Origin of the sequence: Polynucleobacter sp. AP-Titi-500A-B4 (assembly GCF_018688095.1) — a bacterium.
Lineage (GTDB): Bacteria > Pseudomonadota > Gammaproteobacteria > Burkholderiales > Burkholderiaceae > Polynucleobacter.
Genome location: NZ_CP061311.1, coordinates 651,862 through 669,385, shown reverse-complemented (window position 1 = coordinate 669,385; position 17,524 = coordinate 651,862). Strand labels below are relative to the sequence as shown.

Below are 17,524 nucleotides of genomic sequence, written 5' to 3'. Positions count from 1 at the left end.
TATATTTTTGTTAAATCAATTCAGACTTCTACTGCTTTAGGGCTACATCTTGACTTCTTTATTGCTTCTTATTTAATCCTGCCTTACGTGCTTCTACTTCTTTATTGATTGCAGCAATGGTTTTTACATCTGGGGACTTCCAATTGCCACCCGAGTTATTCACCATATAGACCAGCGCATCAGCAAATCCCTCAATGCTTAAGTTAGGATTACCGCCTTTTGCAGGCATTCCTCTCACGCCAACATAACCATGTGCTGTCAATGTTACCTGTCCCTCCGCAATCAATGGAGCCCACTTGGCTTTATCTCCAAATTTAGGAGCATTCAAAACTCCCGCGCCATGACAGGCAGCGCATACCTGCTTATAAGTACTCTCACCTGATTGGGCAAGCGCTAATCCAGGAGCACCCAGTAGTGCCACGGCCAAAATATAGGTCTGTTTTTTAAAGTTCATCATTAGCTTTCTTAGTATTTTTATTACATTATTGGCAATGCTAATGGATTAAGGCCTTATTGTGTTTTCTTGACTCTTTCAGACCAAAGCTGCCATGGTCGGCCAATCGTTTTTTCGATCGTTTCCTGTGCAATCGAGGCTTCACCAGGGGTGAGGTATTGAACTTGTCCCATCTTCATCGCATCCGCCTGAATGCTGGCATTCTGGATCGCATAAACCGCCCTGAACACTGCCTTTTTAATCGAATCTGCACCAGCTGCGTAACCATGTCCACGCATCAAGACAAAATATTGCAATCCCATGGATTGAGATAAGGCATTACCTAAATCCACATTGCTCACAAACATATCCGTATCAGGATTGGGTTTTGCATAATTGCGTATTTCAAAAATGGGCGCGCCCTCACCCAAGAAGGAGCTCATGTGATACACCGGCTTGAGCGTCGTGCCCGTTAAACCATAAGGCAAGATTGGTGGCGCATGCCCATGAATCACTGAATTGATATCAGGGCGATTTTTTAAAATACCACTATGTATAAAACGCTCGCCATAGGCAACCCGAGTATCGCCATTCAGCGCCTTACCACTCATGTCAAACTCCATAATGTCTTCGACTTTCACTGTCGAAGGGGCGACGCTTCTTGCTAAAAAGAAAGTATTGGGATTGACGGGGTTGCGAACACTAATGTGGCCATAACCATCAACAGCGTTTTGGTCATACAAAATATGATTCGCAATGACCAACTCTTCAATCGCTGCTTTAATCTTAGGATCTTGCTCCATCTGCTCCTGCACAGACGCGGCATGAGCATAAGTCACGCCAATCAACAGTATGGGAATGAGAAGTTTTTTCATCACTCCACCTTACCAATCTTTCTGACAATCTCTCCCATCTGCGCAGATTCTTTATCCCAATAGACTTTAAATTCTGGGGCATCTAGATATTGAATTGGACTACCAGCACCATTAATCACAGAGCGCACTCGCTCATCCGTTGATGCTTGCTTGGCAGCTTCACGGAGTTTGTTGGTAATGTAATCAGGAGTGGCGCTTGGTACAAATAATCCTGCCCACTGCGAGAACTCAATCTTCACGCCCATTTCTTTGAAGCTAGGTACTTCTGGCATGCTGGCCAATCTGCCATCACCCCAATGAGCTAAAGCACGCACCTTACCCGCCTTAATCTGCTGCACGATAGAAGATGGGCCAGTAGCAATCGCATCGACTTGGCCGCCTAGGAGGCCCACAATTGCTGGGCCTGCCCCCGTATAAGGGATATGCACCATGTAGAACTTTTCAGAAGACTTCAGCATCTCCATCGGTACATGCATCGTTCCGTAGTTTCCTGAAGAACCAAAGTTGTACTTACCAGGATTGGCGCGCATTGCCGCCACAAACGATTTGTAATCTTTCCACGGACTATCAGCACGCACCACCAAGACGGTTGGATCGGCGGTAAAACGGGCAATCGGTTTGAGTTGATTTAACTGAAAAGATTGTTCGCGCCCGACAACTTTGTCTGCCTCGGGAATAATGGAAATCGACGATAAGGCCATCAAGATGGTGTAACCATCGGGTTTTGATTTAGCCACTGCTGCCATACCAATGCCGCCACCAGCACCTGCCTTGTTCTCTACAACAACAGATTGCCCCAAAATACGAGTAAGTGCCTCAGCAACTGGTCTACCGACAGCATCAGCTACTCCACCCGGAGGAAACGGCACAACCATGGTGATCGGTTTTGTGGGCCAAGCCTCAGGCGTCTGAGCAAACGCAGAAATTGCCAAAAAAGATGCTGCAATACAGCCCAGCAAACGGCTAAGTTGGTATTTTTGTCTCATTTTGTCTCTAATTTAGTTATGATTTATGCTCTTTATCCTACTACAAGAATCATCACAATAAACAAGGGTTAGCGTAGACATAACCCCGACTGGAGATAGCAAATATGAAATACGCAGCATTTTCTTTAGCAAAAGAACCTTCAAAGACTCGCGTCGGCATTGTCTCCGGTGATGGCCAGTCTGTTCAAGAGCTCGATTTAGGGGTTGATGTGAGTGAAGATGGGATTGTTGCCATTCTCAAATCAGACCTGGCGGGAAAATTACCCAAGCCTGTAGCTACTCATGCATTTAGCGATATTCGATTGCTAGCCCCCGTTCCAAGACCTCGAAGAAATATTTTCTGTGTTGGTAAAAACTATCATGAGCACGCTAAAGAGTTTTCCAATAGCGGTTTTGATGGCAGCGCAAAACCTGGTGAAGATATTCCAAGCCATGCCATTTTCTTTACCAAGCCACCAGAGTCTGTGACAGGACCAAACACCAACGTCATCATTCCAACCGCAGTGTCTACTTGTATCGACTACGAAGCAGAACTAACCATTGTGATTGGCAAAGGCGGCAAAGGCATTAGCGAAGCAGATGCCATGAAGCACGTCTGGGGCTATACCGCCATCAATGATGTGACAGCACGTGATTGGCAACAGCGCCATAAACAGTGGTTTCTTGGCAAAAGTTTTGACACCTTCTGCCCCATGGGCCCTTGGGTTGTGACAGCAGATGAGGTTAATGCCGAAGATATTTCTGTGAAATGTTGGGTTAATGGCGAGCTACGTCAAAACTCCAATACTAAAGATCTCATCTTTGATATTCCCAATATGATTGCAACCGTCTCTGCTGGTATCACCCTCTATCCTGGTGACCTCATTGCCACCGGCACACCGGTTGGCGTCGGCATTGGATTTAAGCCACCGAAGTATTTAGTCAATGGTGATGTGGTGGTGGTTGAGATGGGCGGTATTGGCAAACTGGAAAATACCTTTGTAGCCGTATAAGAAGTTCCTCAACCAAGAAGATGTCATCTTCTGTAAAAAGAAAGCCACCCTAGGGTGGCTTTTCTAATGGGTGCTTGACTATGAATCGCAACTTACGCCAAAGTAAATTTCAATTCTCCAAGCTTCTCGATATAACTCACTACCTTGTCTCCCTTCTTTAGCCAAACTTGCTTATCTTTTGGCATACCCGCAATCACACCCTCTGGAGTACCTGTAAAGATAATGTCGCCCGGCTCTAGAGTCCAGTAGGCACTGATATAGGAGATCATCTTTTGGGTGTTATGAATAAAGTCAGAAGTATTGGAGTTTTGACGTAGCTCGCCATTGACCCAAGTTTTTACTGCTAAGTTGTTAGGATCACCCACCAAATCAGCAGTCACAAAATAAGGCCCGATAGGTGCGTATTGATCTAAGGTCTTACCCACCATCCACTGTCCATTTGGTAAATCTTGTTGCAAGTCGCGTGATGTGAAATCATTGGAGGTGCAATACCCAGCAATATAGTCAAGGGCTGCAGATTCAGGGATGTTACGCCCTTGCTTACCCACCACAATTAACAACTCTGTCTCGTAGTCAAGCTTGTAAGATACTGATGGCGAAGGTATTTGCAGTAAGCAGTTATGCGCAGCCAGAGTGTTATTGTATTTATTAAACAATGGTGGAACGCGTGGATAACCTCTGCCAACCTCATCAGCATGCGCACGGAAGTTTAAGCCTACACACATAATCTTTCCAGGGTTCTTAAACAAGCGACCAAACGTAATATCAGATTCTTTTAAGTAAGGAACGCCAGATTTATCTGCACTAGCCACAACTTTATTAAATCCTGCGACATTACCTTCTTGCAATAACTGATCTAAGGTAGTCGGCGCTGCAATTTTCATTTTCTTAGCTACGGCACGAACATCAACTACACCCTTTGGAGTGACGGCCCCTAAAGTCTCTGTGCCATCAGAATTCATGATGGAGAGGATCTTGCTGTTCTTCACCATCTCACGTGGGCCTGTATACGGCTCACCACCCCATACCGACATTGGATGTGCTGAAGCTTCTTGCATGACACCCATAGTAGAGGCCGCTACCAAACCAGCGCCAGCAACTGATGCGGTTTTCATAAATTGACGGCGTGAACTCATCCCAATCTCCTTTTTTTGTGCATTCGCTTAAATGCTGATTTTTAAAACTACAAAAGGAATATTACTGCAGCCAAATATGCGGTGGTGCAGCAAATAAAAAGTGTGTGGGTGTGTGTAGGAGTATTTAACCTAAGCCCAAGAAAATGGCTAAGCGATAGGTGATAAAGGAAGCAAGATAAGCTAATCCGAACAAGTAGCTCAGCATAATCACTGGGATTTTCCAACCGCCCGTTTCACGCTTCACCGCTGCAATGGTTGAAAGGCACTGAGGTGCAAAAACAAACCAAGCCAACAGAGAGAGTGCCGTGGCCAAAGACCAACCACTGGAAATTAATGGAATCAAGGCATCTGCCGCATCAGCACTCGAGCTAGATAAGGCATAAACCGTTGCCAGTGAACTAACCACTACTTCACGCGCAGCCATACCAGGCACTAAGGCAATACTGATCTGCCAGTTAAATCCTATGGGTGAGAACACATAAGCTAAAGACTGCCCTATCACTCCAGCAAAACTATATTGAATCGGTGAACCAGTTGCGCCTTCTGGTGGCAGTGGAAAGCTGGATAGAACCCACAGCGCAATCGTCATGATCAAAATAATGCCACCCACACGACGCAAGAAAATTTCTGCGCGCTGCCAGAGGCTGATTGCAAGATTGCCTAAACGTGGCAAGTGATAGCTTGGCAACTCCATCATGAGTGCATTCATTCTGAACTGCTCACTTGTAAAGCGCTTCAGCACCCAGGCAACAGCCATGGCACCAATGATGCCTGCCAGGTACAACAAGAACAGCACTAGACCTTGCAAATCGATGCCAGCCCACAACTTCTGCTCTGGAATAAACGCAGAGATCAATAAAGCATAAACCGGTAGACGTGCCGAACAAGTCATCATCGGGGCAATCAAAATCGTGACGAGGCGATCGCGTGCATTAGAAATGCTCCTCGTTGCCATAATTCCGGGGATGGCGCAGGCAAAGCTTGAGAGCAAGGGGATGAATGAGCGTCCTGATAAGCCGACCGAACCCATGACACGATCTAAGAGATAAGCAGCTCTCGGCAAATAACCAGATTCTTCCAGCAATAAAATGAAGAAGAACAGAATCAAGATCTGGGGCAAGAAGATGACAACTCCGCCCAGTCCTGCCAAGATGCCATTAATCAACAGACTTCGCAACCAAGTATCGGGTAAGACATCGCCAATTTGCGCGCCAAGATATTCAATCGAAGTTTTGATGAGCTCCATTGGGAAGGTCGCCCAACTAAAGACGGCTTGGAAAATACAAAAGAGCAAGGCGACTAAAATCAATGGGCCAAATACGGGGTGCAGTAATACGGCATCCAATCGATCGCTCAATTGATCTGGAATGATTTGATCAAGGCCCAGATTCTGCAAAATGCGCTGCACTTGCACGTTATCGGATTCTGCATGGGCAATATGCGAGGCTACATTCTCTAAGGTAGCGTCACTGGTGCCTGTGCGCATACCATTGAGGTTGCGCCAATCTAAATCGGATAAGAATTGCTTAATACCATCGGCACCATCAGAATGAATACCCACACTCGTAAGCACTGGTAAGCCCAATTCGTTTGAGAGCGCAGCGGTATCAATCTGCAAGCCTTGACGTTTAGCGATGTCGAGCATATTGAGCACTACAACACACGGTAATCCCAGACGCTTCGCTGCTAGTACAAGGCGTAGATTACGGCGCAGATTCATAGCGCTCAAAATGCACAAGACTAGATCGGGGCGCTTCTCCCCCTCTGCTCTACCCAATAGGACATTACAAGTAACGCGCTCATCCAAAGATCTTGGATAAAGACTATAAGCACCTGGCAAATCTAAGATGCGAATATTTTTTCCAGACTCTAGCGAGAGTCGCCCTTCTTTGCGCTCAACCGTCACACCAGAATAATTAGCAACCTTTTGACGACTACCAGTGAGTAAATTAAATAAAGCTGTTTTTCCGCAATTGGGATTACCCAATAAAGCAACTATTGGCTCACTAGGGAAAAAATGAACGGTGGATTCAGGCATGCGTGACTAACTCAACCTCAATCATGCGAGCTTCAGATTGACGTAATGCAAATGTGGATGCGCCGACCCTGACTAGGTATGGGCCTTTTTTCAACAGGCCCTTGCGAAGCAAGGTCACCTGCTCACCAGGCAGAAAGCCAATATCTTCTAACTGCCCCTTAATTTGAGGGGCACCTTTGGGAGCATTGACTTCACTCACCCGATAGAGGTTGCCAAGGTCGACCTGATCTAAATTCATTCAATATGCTTTTTAGCTAGCTGATAACCCATTATATCTTCAAATGAGAATGAATATCATTCATGAAATAGCGCATGCATTCAATGAATCATGCAGCCTTTTGGGGTCTTGGGGCTTGATCTAAAACAAAGTGAGGCGCATAAAAACGAACTAAGGTGTGGTGTAACCGTATTTTTGCAAAATGGACTTAGCCTGTTGACCCTGCATAAATAGATATAAATCTTGCGCCTCTTGCGGAGCACCTTTGATTAAGACCATTCTTTGCTGAATGGGCTCATATAACTTACTGCTCAGCAATACAAAACGGGTTGTTTTTGTGACCTCTGGTGACTTAGCCAAAGATAAGGCAGTAAATCCAATATCAGCGGCACCAGTGACAACATAAGTGGTGGCAAGCCCTATGTTATCTCCATAGACCAGCTTATCTTTTGCTAGATCCCATAAACCTTCCGCCTTGAGATACTCCATAGCAGCTTTTCCGTAAGGAGCCAACTCCGGTTTTGCGATGGCAATCTTGTTTGCCTTCATGATGGCATTGCTAATTTCTGTTTTGCTATCGTGCAGCTCAATGCCAGAAGAAGTTTTCGCAATCAGAGCAAGTTTGCCGATAGCATATACAGAACCTTCATTCATTGTCTTGCCGTTTTTATAAAGCTCGAGCGGGAAACGTTCATCAGCAGCAATAAAGAGATTAAATGGTGCGCCGTTCATAATTTGCGCAGTGAAGTTACCCGATGAACCATAAACTACTCTCATCTCAGCTTTACCGGTTGCCTTAAAAGCACTGGCAATCTCACCAAAAGCATCTTTCATATTTGCAGCAACGGCAACCGTTGCGCCCTGTGCAAATGTCAAATTTGCAAATAGCAGTAGTGATGAAAATAAAGTAGTTAGGCGTAAAGACATATTCCAATGGATTGTAGCCTTCGATCTCCTGCGCTCAAAGCCAGTCTTTTATCTGCCTATTCAGGCTGACCGCCTTATAACCTGGCGTATTACTGGAATAACTCCGAATTTTACGAATCAGTTTAGAAGACTCGGGTTGAGACACCATTTCCCGATTCATGGCAATAAAGAAAATTTCATCCTTTAAGGGCACAAAGCCAAGACCATTCTCTAGCGCAATATTTTTAACTCCAATACCAACGTCTGCCTTACCCGCAAGAATGGCATTGGCCACAGCAGAGTGTGTGAACTCCTCTTGAAGGTAGCCATTAACCTCATGGGGATCAATCCCCTCCTCAATTAACAAACTATCAAGCAACAATCTAGTGCCAGAACCGATTTGACGATTAATAAAGCGAATTTTTTGATTCAGTAAATCATCTATTGATCGAATGTGAAGTGGATTACCCTTTTTGACAATCAAGCCCTGGGTTCGCTTCATTACTGGATATATTTGAATATCGCTTTTGGATAAACGCTGATGAATGGCCTTTGAGCTCTGCTCATTCGATACATGGTAGCCAGCAATATCAGCCTCATTATTGAGTAGTCTCTCTAGAGACTCTCCAGAGCCAGCAATTTTCAGATTAAAACCTTTTACTTCTCTGACAGCCTGCTGAATAATCGAATCGCTACTCGACAAAAACTTCCAGCGAGCGCTTTCTGATTTTTGTACGCGATTCATTTCTTTCATCAAGGCTTCTTGATAGGCATTGCCGTACTTCAAGTGCCCAGCCTGCATGTCATCAATAAATTTAAAGAGAAAAGATCCAAACTCCGTTAACTTAGATCCATGTCCTTTAGTACGAACAATCAGAGGCATTCCTAAAGCAGCTTCAACCTCATTCAATTTTCCCCAAGCACCCCGATAGGAGGTGCCCGCCCTTTTGCTAGCTACCACTAAGGAGCTGCCACTCTCAATGTCCTTAAGGAGTTGAGATAGCCAAATGAGATCCACAGAGTTTTTGCCCTGGGTTTGTACGACAAGAGATGGACGAACTTCAATTTGCATATGTAATTTTTTGCATATTCATTAAGTATTAATGTATGAGATGATATCCGCCTAGTCAACTCTTTGGTATGTTTTATGAAAAAACTGATTCCTAATCTCTTCTTTAGCTTACTAATCGCTTTTTCTTTCAATGCCCCACAAGCACTCGCACAAGAAAAGAGTATTGTGGTTTCCTCAACTACCTCAACCGAACAATCTGGTCTATTTGGTTTCATCTTGCCAATCTTCAAGATGAAGACTGGGATAGGTGTCAAAGTGGTTGCCGTTGGTACTGGCCAAGCATTGGATATCGGTCGTCGCGGCGATGCAGATGTTGTCTTCGTTCATGACAAACCAGCAGAAGAGCTATTTGTCCAAGAAGGCTATTCCACCAAACGCAATGAAGTGATGTACAACGACTTTGTATTGATTGGGCCGAAATCTGATCCTGCAAAAGTTGGCGGTGGCAAAGATATCCAAGCGGTATTCCAAAAAATTGCATCTGCCCAAGCACCCTTTGTTTCTCGTGGTGATAAGAGTGGCACACATGCTGCAGAGCTGCGCTACTGGAAAGGTGCTGGCATTCCCGTTTCACCAAGTCAAAGTTGGTACAAAGAAACTGGCTCAGGCATGGGCCCTGCCCTCAATACCGCCTCAGCAATGAATGGCTATATCTTGGCAGACCGTGCAACCTGGTTGAGCTTTAAGAATCGTGGCGACCTGACCATCCTAGTTCAAGGCGACCCCAAGCTCTTCAATCAGTATGGCGTGATGTTAGTGAACCCCGCCAAATATCCCTCTGTGAAAAAAGCTGAAGGACAAGCATTTATTGACTGGCTCATTTCCAAGAATGGTCAGGACGTGATTGCGAGCTATCAAATTGGTGGCGAACAACTCTTTTTCCCTAATGCAAATAAATAACCTACTCAAAAGGCATCATCATGGAACTTAAAGTCAAACTTAGCGCTCGCAATACCCTGAACGGCAAAGTCGTCGAACTCAAAATGGGTCAAACTACTTCTCACGTTAAGATTGATATCGGCGGCGGGCACATCGTAACCGCATCAATCACCAATGAAGCAGTTGATGAGCTCAATCTCAAGGTAGGCGATCAAGCATGGGCTGTTATCAAAGCCTCTGATGTCATGGTAGCTAAGAGCGCATAAGCTCTTGCTCCCAAACAAAAAGCCCGCTTCTGCGGGCTTTTTTATTTCCTACTAGCCTAAGCCAGTATTCAATAGCTTACTTCTTAGGTGTTACGAAGCCAATGGCTGTGTCGTCAACAAACTCAACGATCACGTCATCACCAGCTTTGAATTTCTCAAGACCAAGCACCGCTGGATCCACTTTAACTTTTTGCTTCTCGCCATTAGGCATTGTGAAAGTGACGATACGGGTTTTTTGATCAATTGTAGAAATCTTAACCGTTGCATAGATCGTGTCGGTTGTTTCTTCAAATGGTTTAGCAGAACCTTTGCCAGCGATCGCTACAGAACGTACACCAGATACACCTGGTTTAGCATCTTTACCAGCAGCAGTTAAGCCAACTGCAATCGCTTGCGCATGCTCTACTAAGAACACATCACCCTTTTTAACTTTATCCAAATCATTGACTGCTTTAGATACATTCATTTGCGCCAAGTTACCATTTGCATCCTTTAACACCACAATGCGCTTCTTGACATCTACAGAATCTACCGTCGCGCTAAGCACAACAACATCAGCCGCCAAAGGCAACATCTTTGCGGGGAGTTGCGCGAACACAGAGCTTGCGCAAGTAATACCAACAGCAGCGAATAAACCAGCAAGTAAAGATTTCTTCAAGATAACTCCTAATTGAGTGGGTTGAGATTGGGCTAGAAGTGCCACCAGATCATTGTAACCACGACCTATTTAATTGAAAGCCCTTATTTGGTAAATTAAGATGATCCATATCCAATAGTCCACTACTCATAGCCAAGTCATTGAAAACCCTAGAAATCCTGCTTTTACCCTGGCAACAGGCCTCGCAATCCGCGTACCCCATACGAAAGCAGGTATTTATCAACGAACAGGGGGTTCCAGAAGAGCTTGAATTGGATGAATTTGATTCATCTGCCTTACATGCCCTCGCCTACCAAGGTGGTCAATGTGTAGGGACTGCAAGATTAGTAAATTTAGGGAATGGCAACGCCCAAATTGGACGCATGGCTGTCTTAGTAAACTTCCGAGGCCAAGGCATCGGCAAGCAGATCCTCGAAAAACTATTGCTGACTGCTCAAGCAGACGGCCTATCCTCCGTCATTCTTCATGCCCAATTAACGGCAATACCATTCTATGAAAAACTGGGGTTTGTAGCTCAAGGGCCGACCTATGATGAGGCGGGTATCCCGCATCGTAATATGATGCTCTTATTACACAAATCGAATTAATTTTTTATGACTGCTACTGCATCTAATAAAAGCCCCGCTGATTTTACTTATGTTCATCGAGTTTGCTACTCCGATACGGATGCAGCAGGGTTCGTATATCACGGACGTTATCTCGAGATATTTGAACGCAGTCGTGCAGAGTGGCTTTCTCAGCGTGGCTTAAGTCCAACTAAGCTCATTCATGAATTTGGCATCGTGATGCCTGTACGTGAACTCACGATGAACTTCTATAAACCAGGACGACTGGATGACATTCTGTATATCGATCAAGTGATTGAACATCGTGGTCGCACCCAAGTCTCTGTAAAACAAACTGCCCAAAGAAAGCTACCTGATAGCGATGAGTTGCAAGTCATTGCAAGCGCTACTCTGCATATCGTTTGCGTTGATACCACTACCCTCAAACCCAAAGGCTGGCCTGAGTGGTTATTCCCCGCGGAATAAATTTGCTATGGTGACCACTATGTCGGATGGAAAACTCCTTACCTTCGTTAAAGAACTCAGTCTGTTGCTAGAGCAAAAGCCTAGTGAAGAAATCATTTTCACCAAAGGTAAAAAGCTCCTTGAAAATCTCATTGCTGTCGACGATTGGTTGCCAGCAGAATTTACGAAACCGCACCCACAGTACTACCAGCAATATCTTTTATATGCTGATCCGCTAGATCGATTCTCTATTGTCAGCTTTGTTTGGGGGCCAGGTCAAAAGACGCCACTACACAATCACACCGTTTGGGGCATGATTGGCCAACTACGTGGCAAGGAAAAAGGGACACCCTACTACCCTCAAGCGGATGGTAGTTACCAGGCTGGCGAGCCCTGTGTTTGCCCTCCAGGTCATGTTGATACTGTCTCACCAAGTACACATGACATCCATGTTGTTGAAAACAACCATCTCGATCAAACATCGATCAGTATTCATGTGTATGGTGGCAATATCGGCAGAATTCATCGCTCGGTATTTGATCCAATGACCGGTGCAGAAAAGTCTTTCGTCTCTGGTTATGCCAATACTATTGTTCCCAACCTCTGGAACCCAGCATAGTCCAATAAATCCCGTCCTTTTAGGTTAATGACTTAAAATAGAAGCTCTTACTGCAAACGCACCTGCGTGGCAGCTCACCCCATTGACCGGGATAGTCGTTTATTAGTTACGTTGAATACGGGTCAATACTTTATTGGCCCCTATGTTATTCACAGATCTTGGTTTATCAGAGCCCATTCTTCGCGCTATTGCAGAAGAAGGCTACACCAGCCCCACCCCCATTCAAGCAAAATCAATTCCTGCAGTTCTAAAAGGCGGAGATCTTTTAGCTGCAGCACAAACTGGTACAGGTAAAACCGCAGGCTTTACGCTTCCTATTTTGCAGCGGCTGAGCAGCACGCCTAAAGCCGGCGGCAAAAGAATATTAAGAGTATTGATTCTGACTCCTACTCGTGAGCTAGCCGCTCAAGTTCAAGAGTCTGTTGTGACTTATGGAAAGTACACAGGCTTAAAGTCCACCGTCATCTTTGGTGGCGTTGGCGCTAATCCTCAGATCAAAGCAATTGCTGGTGGTCTAGATATTTTGGTTGCGACACCAGGTCGCTTACTGGATTTGATGTCGCAAAAATGTGTCTCACTCAACGATATTGAAATTCTGGTTTTAGATGAGGCCGATCGCATGCTCGATATGGGCTTCTTACGCGATATTAAAAAGATCTTGGCTGCCCTTCCCAAGAAACGTCAGAACCTCCTCTTCTCTGCAACCTTTTCGACCGAAATTAAACAATTAGCCGATGGCTTACTTAACTCACCTGAGTTAATCGAAGTTGCTCGTAGTAATAGTGCTAACGAAGCGATTGCGCAGTTGATTCATCCAGTTGATAGGGCTAAGAAGCATCCGCTTTTGGCGCACCTCATTAAGAGCAATGACTGGAAACAAGTGCTGGTGTTTACACGGACCAAACATGGCGCCAATAAGCTTGTCACTCAATTAGAAAAAGATGGCATTACCTGCATGGCCATTCATGGCAATAAGAGTCAAACCGCCCGTACCAAGGCCTTGGCAGATTTCAAGGCAGGCAAGTTAACAGCATTGGTTGCAACGGATATCGCAGCCCGAGGCATCGATATTGATCAACTACCCCATGTAGTGAACTATGACCTACCCAATGTCTCTGAAGACTATGTGCATCGTATTGGACGTACAGGTCGCGCAGGTTCGAATGGGGTTGCAGTCTCATTGGTTTGTGTAGACGAGCATCAGATGCTGCGAGACATCGAGAAGCTAATTAAGCAAAAACTTCCGCAAGAAGTCATTGCTGGTTTTGAGCCTGATCCTAACGCAGTTGCTCAACCTATTCAGTTGCGTAGCCAACAACACCAGCAATCCAGAAAGCCTCGTCCGGCTGGAGGCAATAGCTCTGGTGGTGCGCCAGCAAAAAAGGCGCCTACCAAGCGTGGTAGCCCACCGAAAAGAAGCTTTAATCGTTAAATTCTTTCAGATTAGAATATTTGTATGACACAAACAAAAAATCCTGAAGCTACCGAACCACGCCTGACCTCACTCTCACATGGGGGTGGTTGTGGCTGCAAGATTGCACCAGGGGTCCTCTCTGAGATCCTCAAGAATGTTCCTCAGCTACCCTTCCCCAAGGAATTGCTCATCGGCATTGAAACTTCGGATGATGCGGCTGTTTATCAAATCAATGAATCACAAGCGATCGTGGCGACCACCGATTTCTTCATGCCAATCGTAGATGATCCATTTGATTTCGGGAAGATAGCAGCAACCAATGCCATCAGCGATATCTATGCCATGGGTGGCACACCATTATTTGCACTGGCTTTGGTTGGCATGCCTATTAAGGTGTTATCCAACAAAACCATTGCACGTATCTTAGAGGGTGGAGCTGAAGCCTGTCGTAGTGCTGGCATTCCCATTGCGGGCGGGCACACGATTGATTCTGTTGAACCGATTTATGGCTTGGTCGCGATTGGCATTGTTGATCCCAAGCGTGTCAAGAGCAATGCGAGCGCTAAACCAGGTGATGTATTGATTTTAGGAAAGCCTCTTGGCGTAGGCATCTTGTCAGCAGCCCTGAAAAAAGATTTGCTGGGCCCAGATGGTTATCGAGAGATGATCTCTAATACAACTAAGCTCAATGCAGCAGGCCCAGACTTAGCTAAGCTTTCTGGTGTTCATGCCTTAACAGATGTTACGGGCTTTGGTTTAGCGGGGCACATGCTGGAGCTGGCACGCGGCTCAAATTGCACGGCACATATTGATTGGAGCCAAGTGCCGCTCCTGTCTAATGTACAAAACCTCGCTGATGAGGGAATCATCACTGGTGCTTCTGATCGTAATTGGCAAAGCTATGGTGATGAAGTCGGCATTCCGGCTGACTTCACACCAGCACAGCGCGCCCTATTAACTGATCCCCAGACAAGTGGTGGCCTTCTGGTCTCCTGCAGTCCGGAAAGCGTCAAAGAAGTCTTGGAAATCTTCAACCAACACCACTTCTTAGGCGCACGAGTCATCGGTCAAATGAGCAAACGCCAAGGTAAGCCACTCGTCATTTCTTAAGCTACTTATTTCTTGAGATTAAATACGCTCGAGAAATCCAGTTGGCCATTTCCAGCTTTGCTATGAGCCTCATACAGTTGTTGCGCTAACTTCCCTAGCGGAACACTAGCTTCAAGGTCTTGGGCATTTTCTGTCGCTAAGCCCATATCTTTAAGCATCAGATCTACTCCGAAGCCACCAGCGTAGCCTTTTGATGAAGGCACACTCTCCATCACACCCGGACAGGGGTTATACAACTCGAGCGCCCAGTTACGCCCTGAACTCTTGGACATAATGTCAGAAAGCACTTTTGGATCTAAGCCATTCGCAATGCCTAAACGTAATGCTTCGCAAGTGCCGAGCATCTGAATACCCAAGAGCATGTTGTTACAAACCTTGACGGTTTGCCCTGCCCCGCTGCCACCCGCATGAAAAATATTCTTGCCCATCTTTTCTAGAATTGGTCGAATGCATTCCACTATAGAATTTTCACCGCCCACCATAAAGGTTAAGGTACCCGCCTGAGCGCCGGCAGTTCCACCAGACACTGGTGCATCGACCATTGCAAAGCCTTTCGCCTTCGCTGCACTAGCAACTGCTTGCGCCACCTTTGGTGAAATCGTTGAACAATCTACGAGTAAGGTTTTGGGGTTGGCATTTGCCAATACACCTGAGTCACCCAGATACAAGCTCTCTACATGTTTTGAGGCTGGCAACATGGTGATTAAGACATCAGCATCTTTTGTGGCTGCATTAGCGCTTTCTGCCACCTCTCCGCCAGCAGCTACAAAAGCATCTAATTGGCTTTGCACTAGATCAAAACCCGTTACGTGATGCCCTGCTTTCAATAAATTGATCGCCATCGGCAAACCCATATTTCCTAAGCCAATAAATCCGATATTCATATTGCCCCTTTGATTTCATTTTTTCGTGATGCTAAATACTTCACGCCTTGTGGCCCATAGCTTTCTGCATGTAATTCTTCATAGGCTAGACTAAAGACATCACCCGCAGCGTATGTTTTAAGTTCACCAGCAATCTCAATCTCAATATAACCATCCAAGACTAAAGCCTGTACAGCAAATGGGTGGGTGTGATTACCCAGATGGCCATTGGGGGGCTGTTGCACCTCCACGGGCTCTGGATATTCCATATCCTTGAGGCTCTGCAGAAATTGCGCTGTGTTCATGCTTTAACTATAGCGCGGATATACACTGCTGACATCAGCCATATAAAGCGAGGATATATGACCGTCAAAGTCATTGGATTAATTGAGTTAACGGATCAAGCGTCTTTTGAGCAATACCGTAGCCAGGTAGGCAGAACCATGGAGCAATACAAAGGCCAGATTGCGCATCGTGGTGTAGTCACTGAAGTATTTTGGAATGAGTTGGCATGCCAACCCTTTAGCGCATTTGTGGAATTACATTTCCCGAACAGGGAAGATGCACATGCTTGGGCATCTAGTCCTGAATACCAATCTCTAGTAGCAGTTCGCAATCAAGCCATGAAACTCACCCTCTTTGGTGTAGCGATCTAAAAAGAAAAAAGCCTAGCGGATTAGGCTAGGCTTTTAGATCAATTGGGCAAGAATTACTTCTTAGCTTCCATTGCCTCTTTTGCAGCAGTGATTTCTTTACGGCGCTCTTTGCATGCACCAGCAATTTCTTGCAAGGCCTTACGAGCACGAGCGGCAGATGCCTTAATCCCTTTTTCAATGAATTTTTCGTTTTCAGCTTTGTATGTTTCAAAAGCAGCTAACAATGTATCGTGTTGTGACATCTTGTCTCCCATTATTCAAATAAATATTCATACCAACAACGGAGTCAGTATATCCCCATAAAAACTACTAGAAATAGCGTTTTTTATCAGGGATAACTCTTAGAAGCGCCCATTGCCCCAAAATGCTTTAATAAGAGAAAAATCCCTGGAGACATTCAAAATGCTTAGAAAAATCCTGCTTTTGGCGGCTGTAGGCCTGCTTTCCCTAGTTTCGATGGTGGCGGGGGCTCAAAACACCTCCTGGCCAGCCCCAAACAAGCCGATCACCTTTATTAACCCCTTCCCCCCAGGCGGCGCTGTAGATGCCTTTGGTCGACCATTGGCAAAGCAACTCTCCACCCAACTCAACGACTCCATCGTGGTTGATAACCGGGGTGGTGCTGGTGGCACTCTGGGTGCTGCGGTTGCAGCAAAAATGGCGCCTGATGGATACACCTGGCTTCTGGGTGCAGTGCATCACTCGATTGCACCAAGTATGTACCCCAACCTGCCTTATGACATCACTAAAGATTTTGAGCCTATCGCCATCATCGGCAGCGTACCTCATGTGATTGTTGTCAACCCAACTAAATTTCCAAAAAATGATTTGAAATCAATCCTAGAAGAAATCCGTAAGTACCCAGGTAAATATAACTACGCATCGACAGGTAATGGGACATCCCAACACCTAGCAGGCGAGCTGTTTAAGATGCAAAACAAATTATTCATTACTCACATTCCGTATCGTGGTACTGGCCCTGCATTACAAGATCTCGTTGCTGGCCAAGTAGACATGATGTTTGACACCCTAGCTGGTGCAGCACCTTTTATCAAAAGTGGCCAACTCATTGCTGTAGCAGTGGCCAGCAAGGAACGTAGTCCCGCCTTTCCGAATGTGCCTACCGCACAAGAGTTAGGCATCAATAACTTTGTTGTCTCTAGTTGGTATGCAATGTGGGCAATCAAGGGTACACCTAAAGACATCATCGACAAGATGAGTGCTGAAGTACAAATCGCCCTAGCCTCCCCTGAGATTAAAGAACGTTGGGCTGGTATGGGCGCTACCGTACCGAAGATGAGTCGCCCTGAATTGGCAAACTACATCAATCAAGAAATTGTGCGCTGGAGTGAGGTCGTTAAAAAATCCGGTGCCAAGTTAGATTAATTACCCAT

General features: G+C 45.6%; 22 protein-coding genes. 10 read left to right on the top strand and 12 right to left on the bottom strand.

Annotation, left to right across the window (positions count from 1 at the left end; all coding sequences use genetic code 11):
- Positions 1-58 precede the first annotated feature (58 nt).
- From FD968_RS03550 to FD968_RS03540, 3 genes are read right to left on the bottom strand one after another with little or no spacing between them, the layout of a single operon-like run.
- A complete protein-coding gene (locus tag FD968_RS03550) occupies positions 59-457 on the bottom strand; it encodes a cytochrome c5 family protein (protein WP_215367405.1) in 399 nt (132 codons plus the stop codon).
- Positions 458-510: 53 nt separating this feature from the next.
- Positions 511-1,308, bottom strand: a complete 798-nt coding sequence (locus FD968_RS03545; protein ID WP_215367404.1) for a class II aldolase/adducin family protein — start codon at positions 1,306-1,308, stop codon at positions 511-513.
- Positions 1,308-2,294 carry a tripartite tricarboxylate transporter substrate binding protein gene (locus tag FD968_RS03540; protein ID WP_215367403.1) on the bottom strand — a complete coding sequence of 329 codons (987 nt, stop codon included), beginning with the start codon at positions 2,292-2,294 and terminating at the stop codon, positions 1,308-1,310. The genes FD968_RS03545 and FD968_RS03540 overlap by 1 nt, the downstream gene beginning before the upstream one ends.
- 104 nt (positions 2,295-2,398) lie before the next feature.
- Here FD968_RS03540 and FD968_RS03535 point away from each other — a divergent pair, with 104 nt between their 5' ends.
- A complete protein-coding gene (locus FD968_RS03535) occupies positions 2,399-3,286 on the top strand; it encodes a fumarylacetoacetate hydrolase family protein (protein ID WP_215367402.1) in 888 nt (295 codons plus the stop codon).
- 92 nt (positions 3,287-3,378) lie between these two features.
- On the opposite strand, the gene FD968_RS03530 is transcribed toward FD968_RS03535, so the two are convergent.
- The 5 genes from FD968_RS03530 to FD968_RS03510 form a co-directional block, all read right to left on the bottom strand.
- Positions 3,379-4,422 carry a fumarylacetoacetate hydrolase family protein gene (locus FD968_RS03530; protein ID WP_215367401.1) on the bottom strand — a complete coding sequence of 348 codons (1,044 nt, stop codon included), beginning with the start codon at positions 4,420-4,422 and terminating at the stop codon, positions 3,379-3,381.
- Between the two features lie 124 nt (positions 4,423-4,546).
- On the bottom strand, positions 4,547-6,460 hold the full coding sequence (locus FD968_RS03525; RefSeq protein WP_215367400.1) for a ferrous iron transporter B: 1,914 nt from the start codon (positions 6,458-6,460) through the stop codon (positions 4,547-4,549).
- Entirely contained in the window at positions 6,453-6,698 is a 246-nt protein-coding gene (locus FD968_RS03520; protein WP_215367399.1) for a FeoA family protein, read from the bottom strand. Before FD968_RS03520 ends, FD968_RS03525 begins: the two co-directional genes overlap by 8 nt.
- 150 nt (positions 6,699-6,848) lie before the next feature.
- A complete protein-coding gene (gene modA / locus FD968_RS03515; RefSeq protein WP_215367398.1) occupies positions 6,849-7,604 on the bottom strand; it encodes a molybdate ABC transporter substrate-binding protein in 756 nt (251 codons plus the stop codon).
- Positions 7,605-7,638: 34 nt separating this feature from the next.
- Positions 7,639-8,655, bottom strand: a complete 1,017-nt coding sequence (locus FD968_RS03510; RefSeq protein ID WP_215367397.1) for a substrate-binding domain-containing protein — start codon at positions 8,653-8,655, stop codon at positions 7,639-7,641.
- 75 nt (positions 8,656-8,730) lie between these two features.
- Here FD968_RS03510 and FD968_RS03505 point away from each other — a divergent pair, with 75 nt between their 5' ends.
- Positions 8,731-9,555, top strand: coding sequence for a substrate-binding domain-containing protein (locus tag FD968_RS03505; protein ID WP_215367396.1), 825 nt, complete (start codon positions 8,731-8,733; stop codon positions 9,553-9,555).
- Positions 9,556-9,575: 20 nt separating this feature from the next.
- Positions 9,576-9,800 carry a molybdopterin-binding protein gene (locus FD968_RS03500; RefSeq protein ID WP_215367395.1) on the top strand — a complete coding sequence of 75 codons (225 nt, stop codon included), beginning with the start codon at positions 9,576-9,578 and terminating at the stop codon, positions 9,798-9,800.
- A 76-nt stretch (positions 9,801-9,876) separates the two neighbouring features.
- Here FD968_RS03500 and FD968_RS03495 read toward each other — a convergent pair whose 3' ends face one another.
- Positions 9,877-10,458 carry a hypothetical protein gene (locus FD968_RS03495; RefSeq protein ID WP_251367625.1) on the bottom strand — a complete coding sequence of 194 codons (582 nt, stop codon included), beginning with the start codon at positions 10,456-10,458 and terminating at the stop codon, positions 9,877-9,879.
- 140 nt (positions 10,459-10,598) lie between these two features.
- Here FD968_RS03495 and FD968_RS03490 point away from each other — a divergent pair, with 140 nt between their 5' ends.
- The 5 genes from FD968_RS03490 (at position 10,599) to selD (ending at position 14,611) form a co-directional block, all read left to right on the top strand.
- The gene (locus FD968_RS03490) at positions 10,599-11,045 is read left to right on the top strand and encodes a GNAT family N-acetyltransferase (protein WP_215367394.1); all 447 of its coding nucleotides are present in this window, start codon (positions 10,599-10,601) and stop codon (positions 11,043-11,045) included.
- A 6-nt stretch (positions 11,046-11,051) separates the two neighbouring features.
- On the top strand, positions 11,052-11,489 hold the full coding sequence (locus FD968_RS03485; protein WP_215367393.1) for a YbgC/FadM family acyl-CoA thioesterase: 438 nt from the start codon (positions 11,052-11,054) through the stop codon (positions 11,487-11,489).
- Between the two features lie 19 nt (positions 11,490-11,508).
- Positions 11,509-12,087 (top strand): hypothetical protein, encoded by a 579-nt coding sequence (locus tag FD968_RS03480; protein ID WP_215367392.1) that lies wholly within the window; start codon positions 11,509-11,511, stop codon positions 12,085-12,087.
- Between the two features lie 142 nt (positions 12,088-12,229).
- On the top strand, positions 12,230-13,519 hold the full coding sequence (locus FD968_RS03475) for a DEAD/DEAH box helicase (protein ID WP_215367977.1): 1,290 nt from the start codon (positions 12,230-12,232) through the stop codon (positions 13,517-13,519).
- A 24-nt stretch (positions 13,520-13,543) separates the two neighbouring features.
- Positions 13,544-14,611 carry a selenide, water dikinase SelD gene (gene selD, locus FD968_RS03470; protein ID WP_215367391.1) on the top strand — a complete coding sequence of 356 codons (1,068 nt, stop codon included), beginning with the start codon at positions 13,544-13,546 and terminating at the stop codon, positions 14,609-14,611.
- Positions 14,612-14,616: 5 nt separating this feature from the next.
- Here the strand turns inward: selD and mmsB are convergent, their stop codons facing one another.
- Positions 14,617-15,495: a 3-hydroxyisobutyrate dehydrogenase gene (mmsB, locus tag FD968_RS03465; RefSeq protein ID WP_215367390.1), complete on the bottom strand. Its 879-nt coding sequence runs from the start codon at positions 15,493-15,495 to the stop codon at positions 14,617-14,619.
- Entirely contained in the window at positions 15,492-15,779 is a 288-nt protein-coding gene (locus FD968_RS03460) for a cupin (RefSeq protein WP_215367389.1), read from the bottom strand. Before FD968_RS03460 ends, mmsB begins: the two co-directional genes overlap by 4 nt.
- Positions 15,780-15,836: 57 nt before the next feature.
- Here FD968_RS03460 and FD968_RS03455 point away from each other — a divergent pair, with 57 nt between their 5' ends.
- Positions 15,837-16,130, top strand: a complete 294-nt coding sequence (locus tag FD968_RS03455; RefSeq protein WP_215367388.1) for a DUF1330 domain-containing protein — start codon at positions 15,837-15,839, stop codon at positions 16,128-16,130.
- 53 nt (positions 16,131-16,183) lie between these two features.
- On the opposite strand, the gene FD968_RS03450 is transcribed toward FD968_RS03455, so the two are convergent.
- The gene (locus tag FD968_RS03450; protein WP_028819023.1) at positions 16,184-16,372 is read right to left on the bottom strand and encodes a hypothetical protein; all 189 of its coding nucleotides are present in this window, start codon (positions 16,370-16,372) and stop codon (positions 16,184-16,186) included.
- Positions 16,373-16,532: 160 nt separating this feature from the next.
- Here FD968_RS03450 and FD968_RS03445 point away from each other — a divergent pair, with 160 nt between their 5' ends.
- Positions 16,533-17,516 (top strand): tripartite tricarboxylate transporter substrate binding protein, encoded by a 984-nt coding sequence (locus tag FD968_RS03445; protein ID WP_215367387.1) that lies wholly within the window; start codon positions 16,533-16,535, stop codon positions 17,514-17,516.
- Positions 17,517-17,524 lie beyond the last annotated feature (8 nt).

Bases quoted from the DNA above. Each gene is read 5' to 3' on its own strand.
- mmsB (WP_215367390.1), bottom strand. From the start codon at position 15,495: ATGAATATCGGATTTATTGGCTTAGGAAATATGGGTTTGCCGATGGCG.
- selD (WP_215367391.1), top strand. From the start codon at position 13,544: ATGACACAAACAAAAAATCCTGAAGCTACCGAACCACGCCTGACCTCA.
- FD968_RS03510 (WP_215367397.1), bottom strand. From the start codon at position 8,655: ATGCAAATTGAAGTTCGTCCATCTCTTGTCGTACAAACCCAGGGCAAA.
- FD968_RS03525 (WP_215367400.1), bottom strand. From the start codon at position 6,460: ATGCCTGAATCCACCGTTCATTTTTTCCCTAGTGAGCCAATAGTTGCT.
- FD968_RS03535 (WP_215367402.1), top strand. From the start codon at position 2,399: ATGAAATACGCAGCATTTTCTTTAGCAAAAGAACCTTCAAAGACTCGC.
- FD968_RS03460 (WP_215367389.1), bottom strand. From the start codon at position 15,779: ATGAACACAGCGCAATTTCTGCAGAGCCTCAAGGATATGGAATATCCA.
- FD968_RS03530 (WP_215367401.1), bottom strand. From the start codon at position 4,422: ATGAGTTCACGCCGTCAATTTATGAAAACCGCATCAGTTGCTGGCGCT.
- FD968_RS03485 (WP_215367393.1), top strand. From the start codon at position 11,052: ATGACTGCTACTGCATCTAATAAAAGCCCCGCTGATTTTACTTATGTT.
- modA (WP_215367398.1), bottom strand. From the start codon at position 7,604: ATGTCTTTACGCCTAACTACTTTATTTTCATCACTACTGCTATTTGCA.
- FD968_RS03475 (WP_215367977.1), top strand. From the start codon at position 12,230: ATGTTATTCACAGATCTTGGTTTATCAGAGCCCATTCTTCGCGCTATT.
- FD968_RS03520 (WP_215367399.1), bottom strand. From the start codon at position 6,698: ATGAATTTAGATCAGGTCGACCTTGGCAACCTCTATCGGGTGAGTGAA.
- FD968_RS03545 (WP_215367404.1), bottom strand. From the start codon at position 1,308: ATGAAAAAACTTCTCATTCCCATACTGTTGATTGGCGTGACTTATGCT.
- FD968_RS03500 (WP_215367395.1), top strand. From the start codon at position 9,576: ATGGAACTTAAAGTCAAACTTAGCGCTCGCAATACCCTGAACGGCAAA.
- FD968_RS03505 (WP_215367396.1), top strand. From the start codon at position 8,731: ATGAAAAAACTGATTCCTAATCTCTTCTTTAGCTTACTAATCGCTTTT.
- FD968_RS03450 (WP_028819023.1), bottom strand. From the start codon at position 16,372: ATGTCACAACACGATACATTGTTAGCTGCTTTTGAAACATACAAAGCT.
- FD968_RS03550 (WP_215367405.1), bottom strand. From the start codon at position 457: ATGATGAACTTTAAAAAACAGACCTATATTTTGGCCGTGGCACTACTG.
- FD968_RS03480 (WP_215367392.1), top strand. From the start codon at position 11,509: ATGTCGGATGGAAAACTCCTTACCTTCGTTAAAGAACTCAGTCTGTTG.
- FD968_RS03540 (WP_215367403.1), bottom strand. From the start codon at position 2,294: ATGAGACAAAAATACCAACTTAGCCGTTTGCTGGGCTGTATTGCAGCA.
- FD968_RS03445 (WP_215367387.1), top strand. From the start codon at position 16,533: ATGCTTAGAAAAATCCTGCTTTTGGCGGCTGTAGGCCTGCTTTCCCTA.
- FD968_RS03455 (WP_215367388.1), top strand. From the start codon at position 15,837: ATGACCGTCAAAGTCATTGGATTAATTGAGTTAACGGATCAAGCGTCT.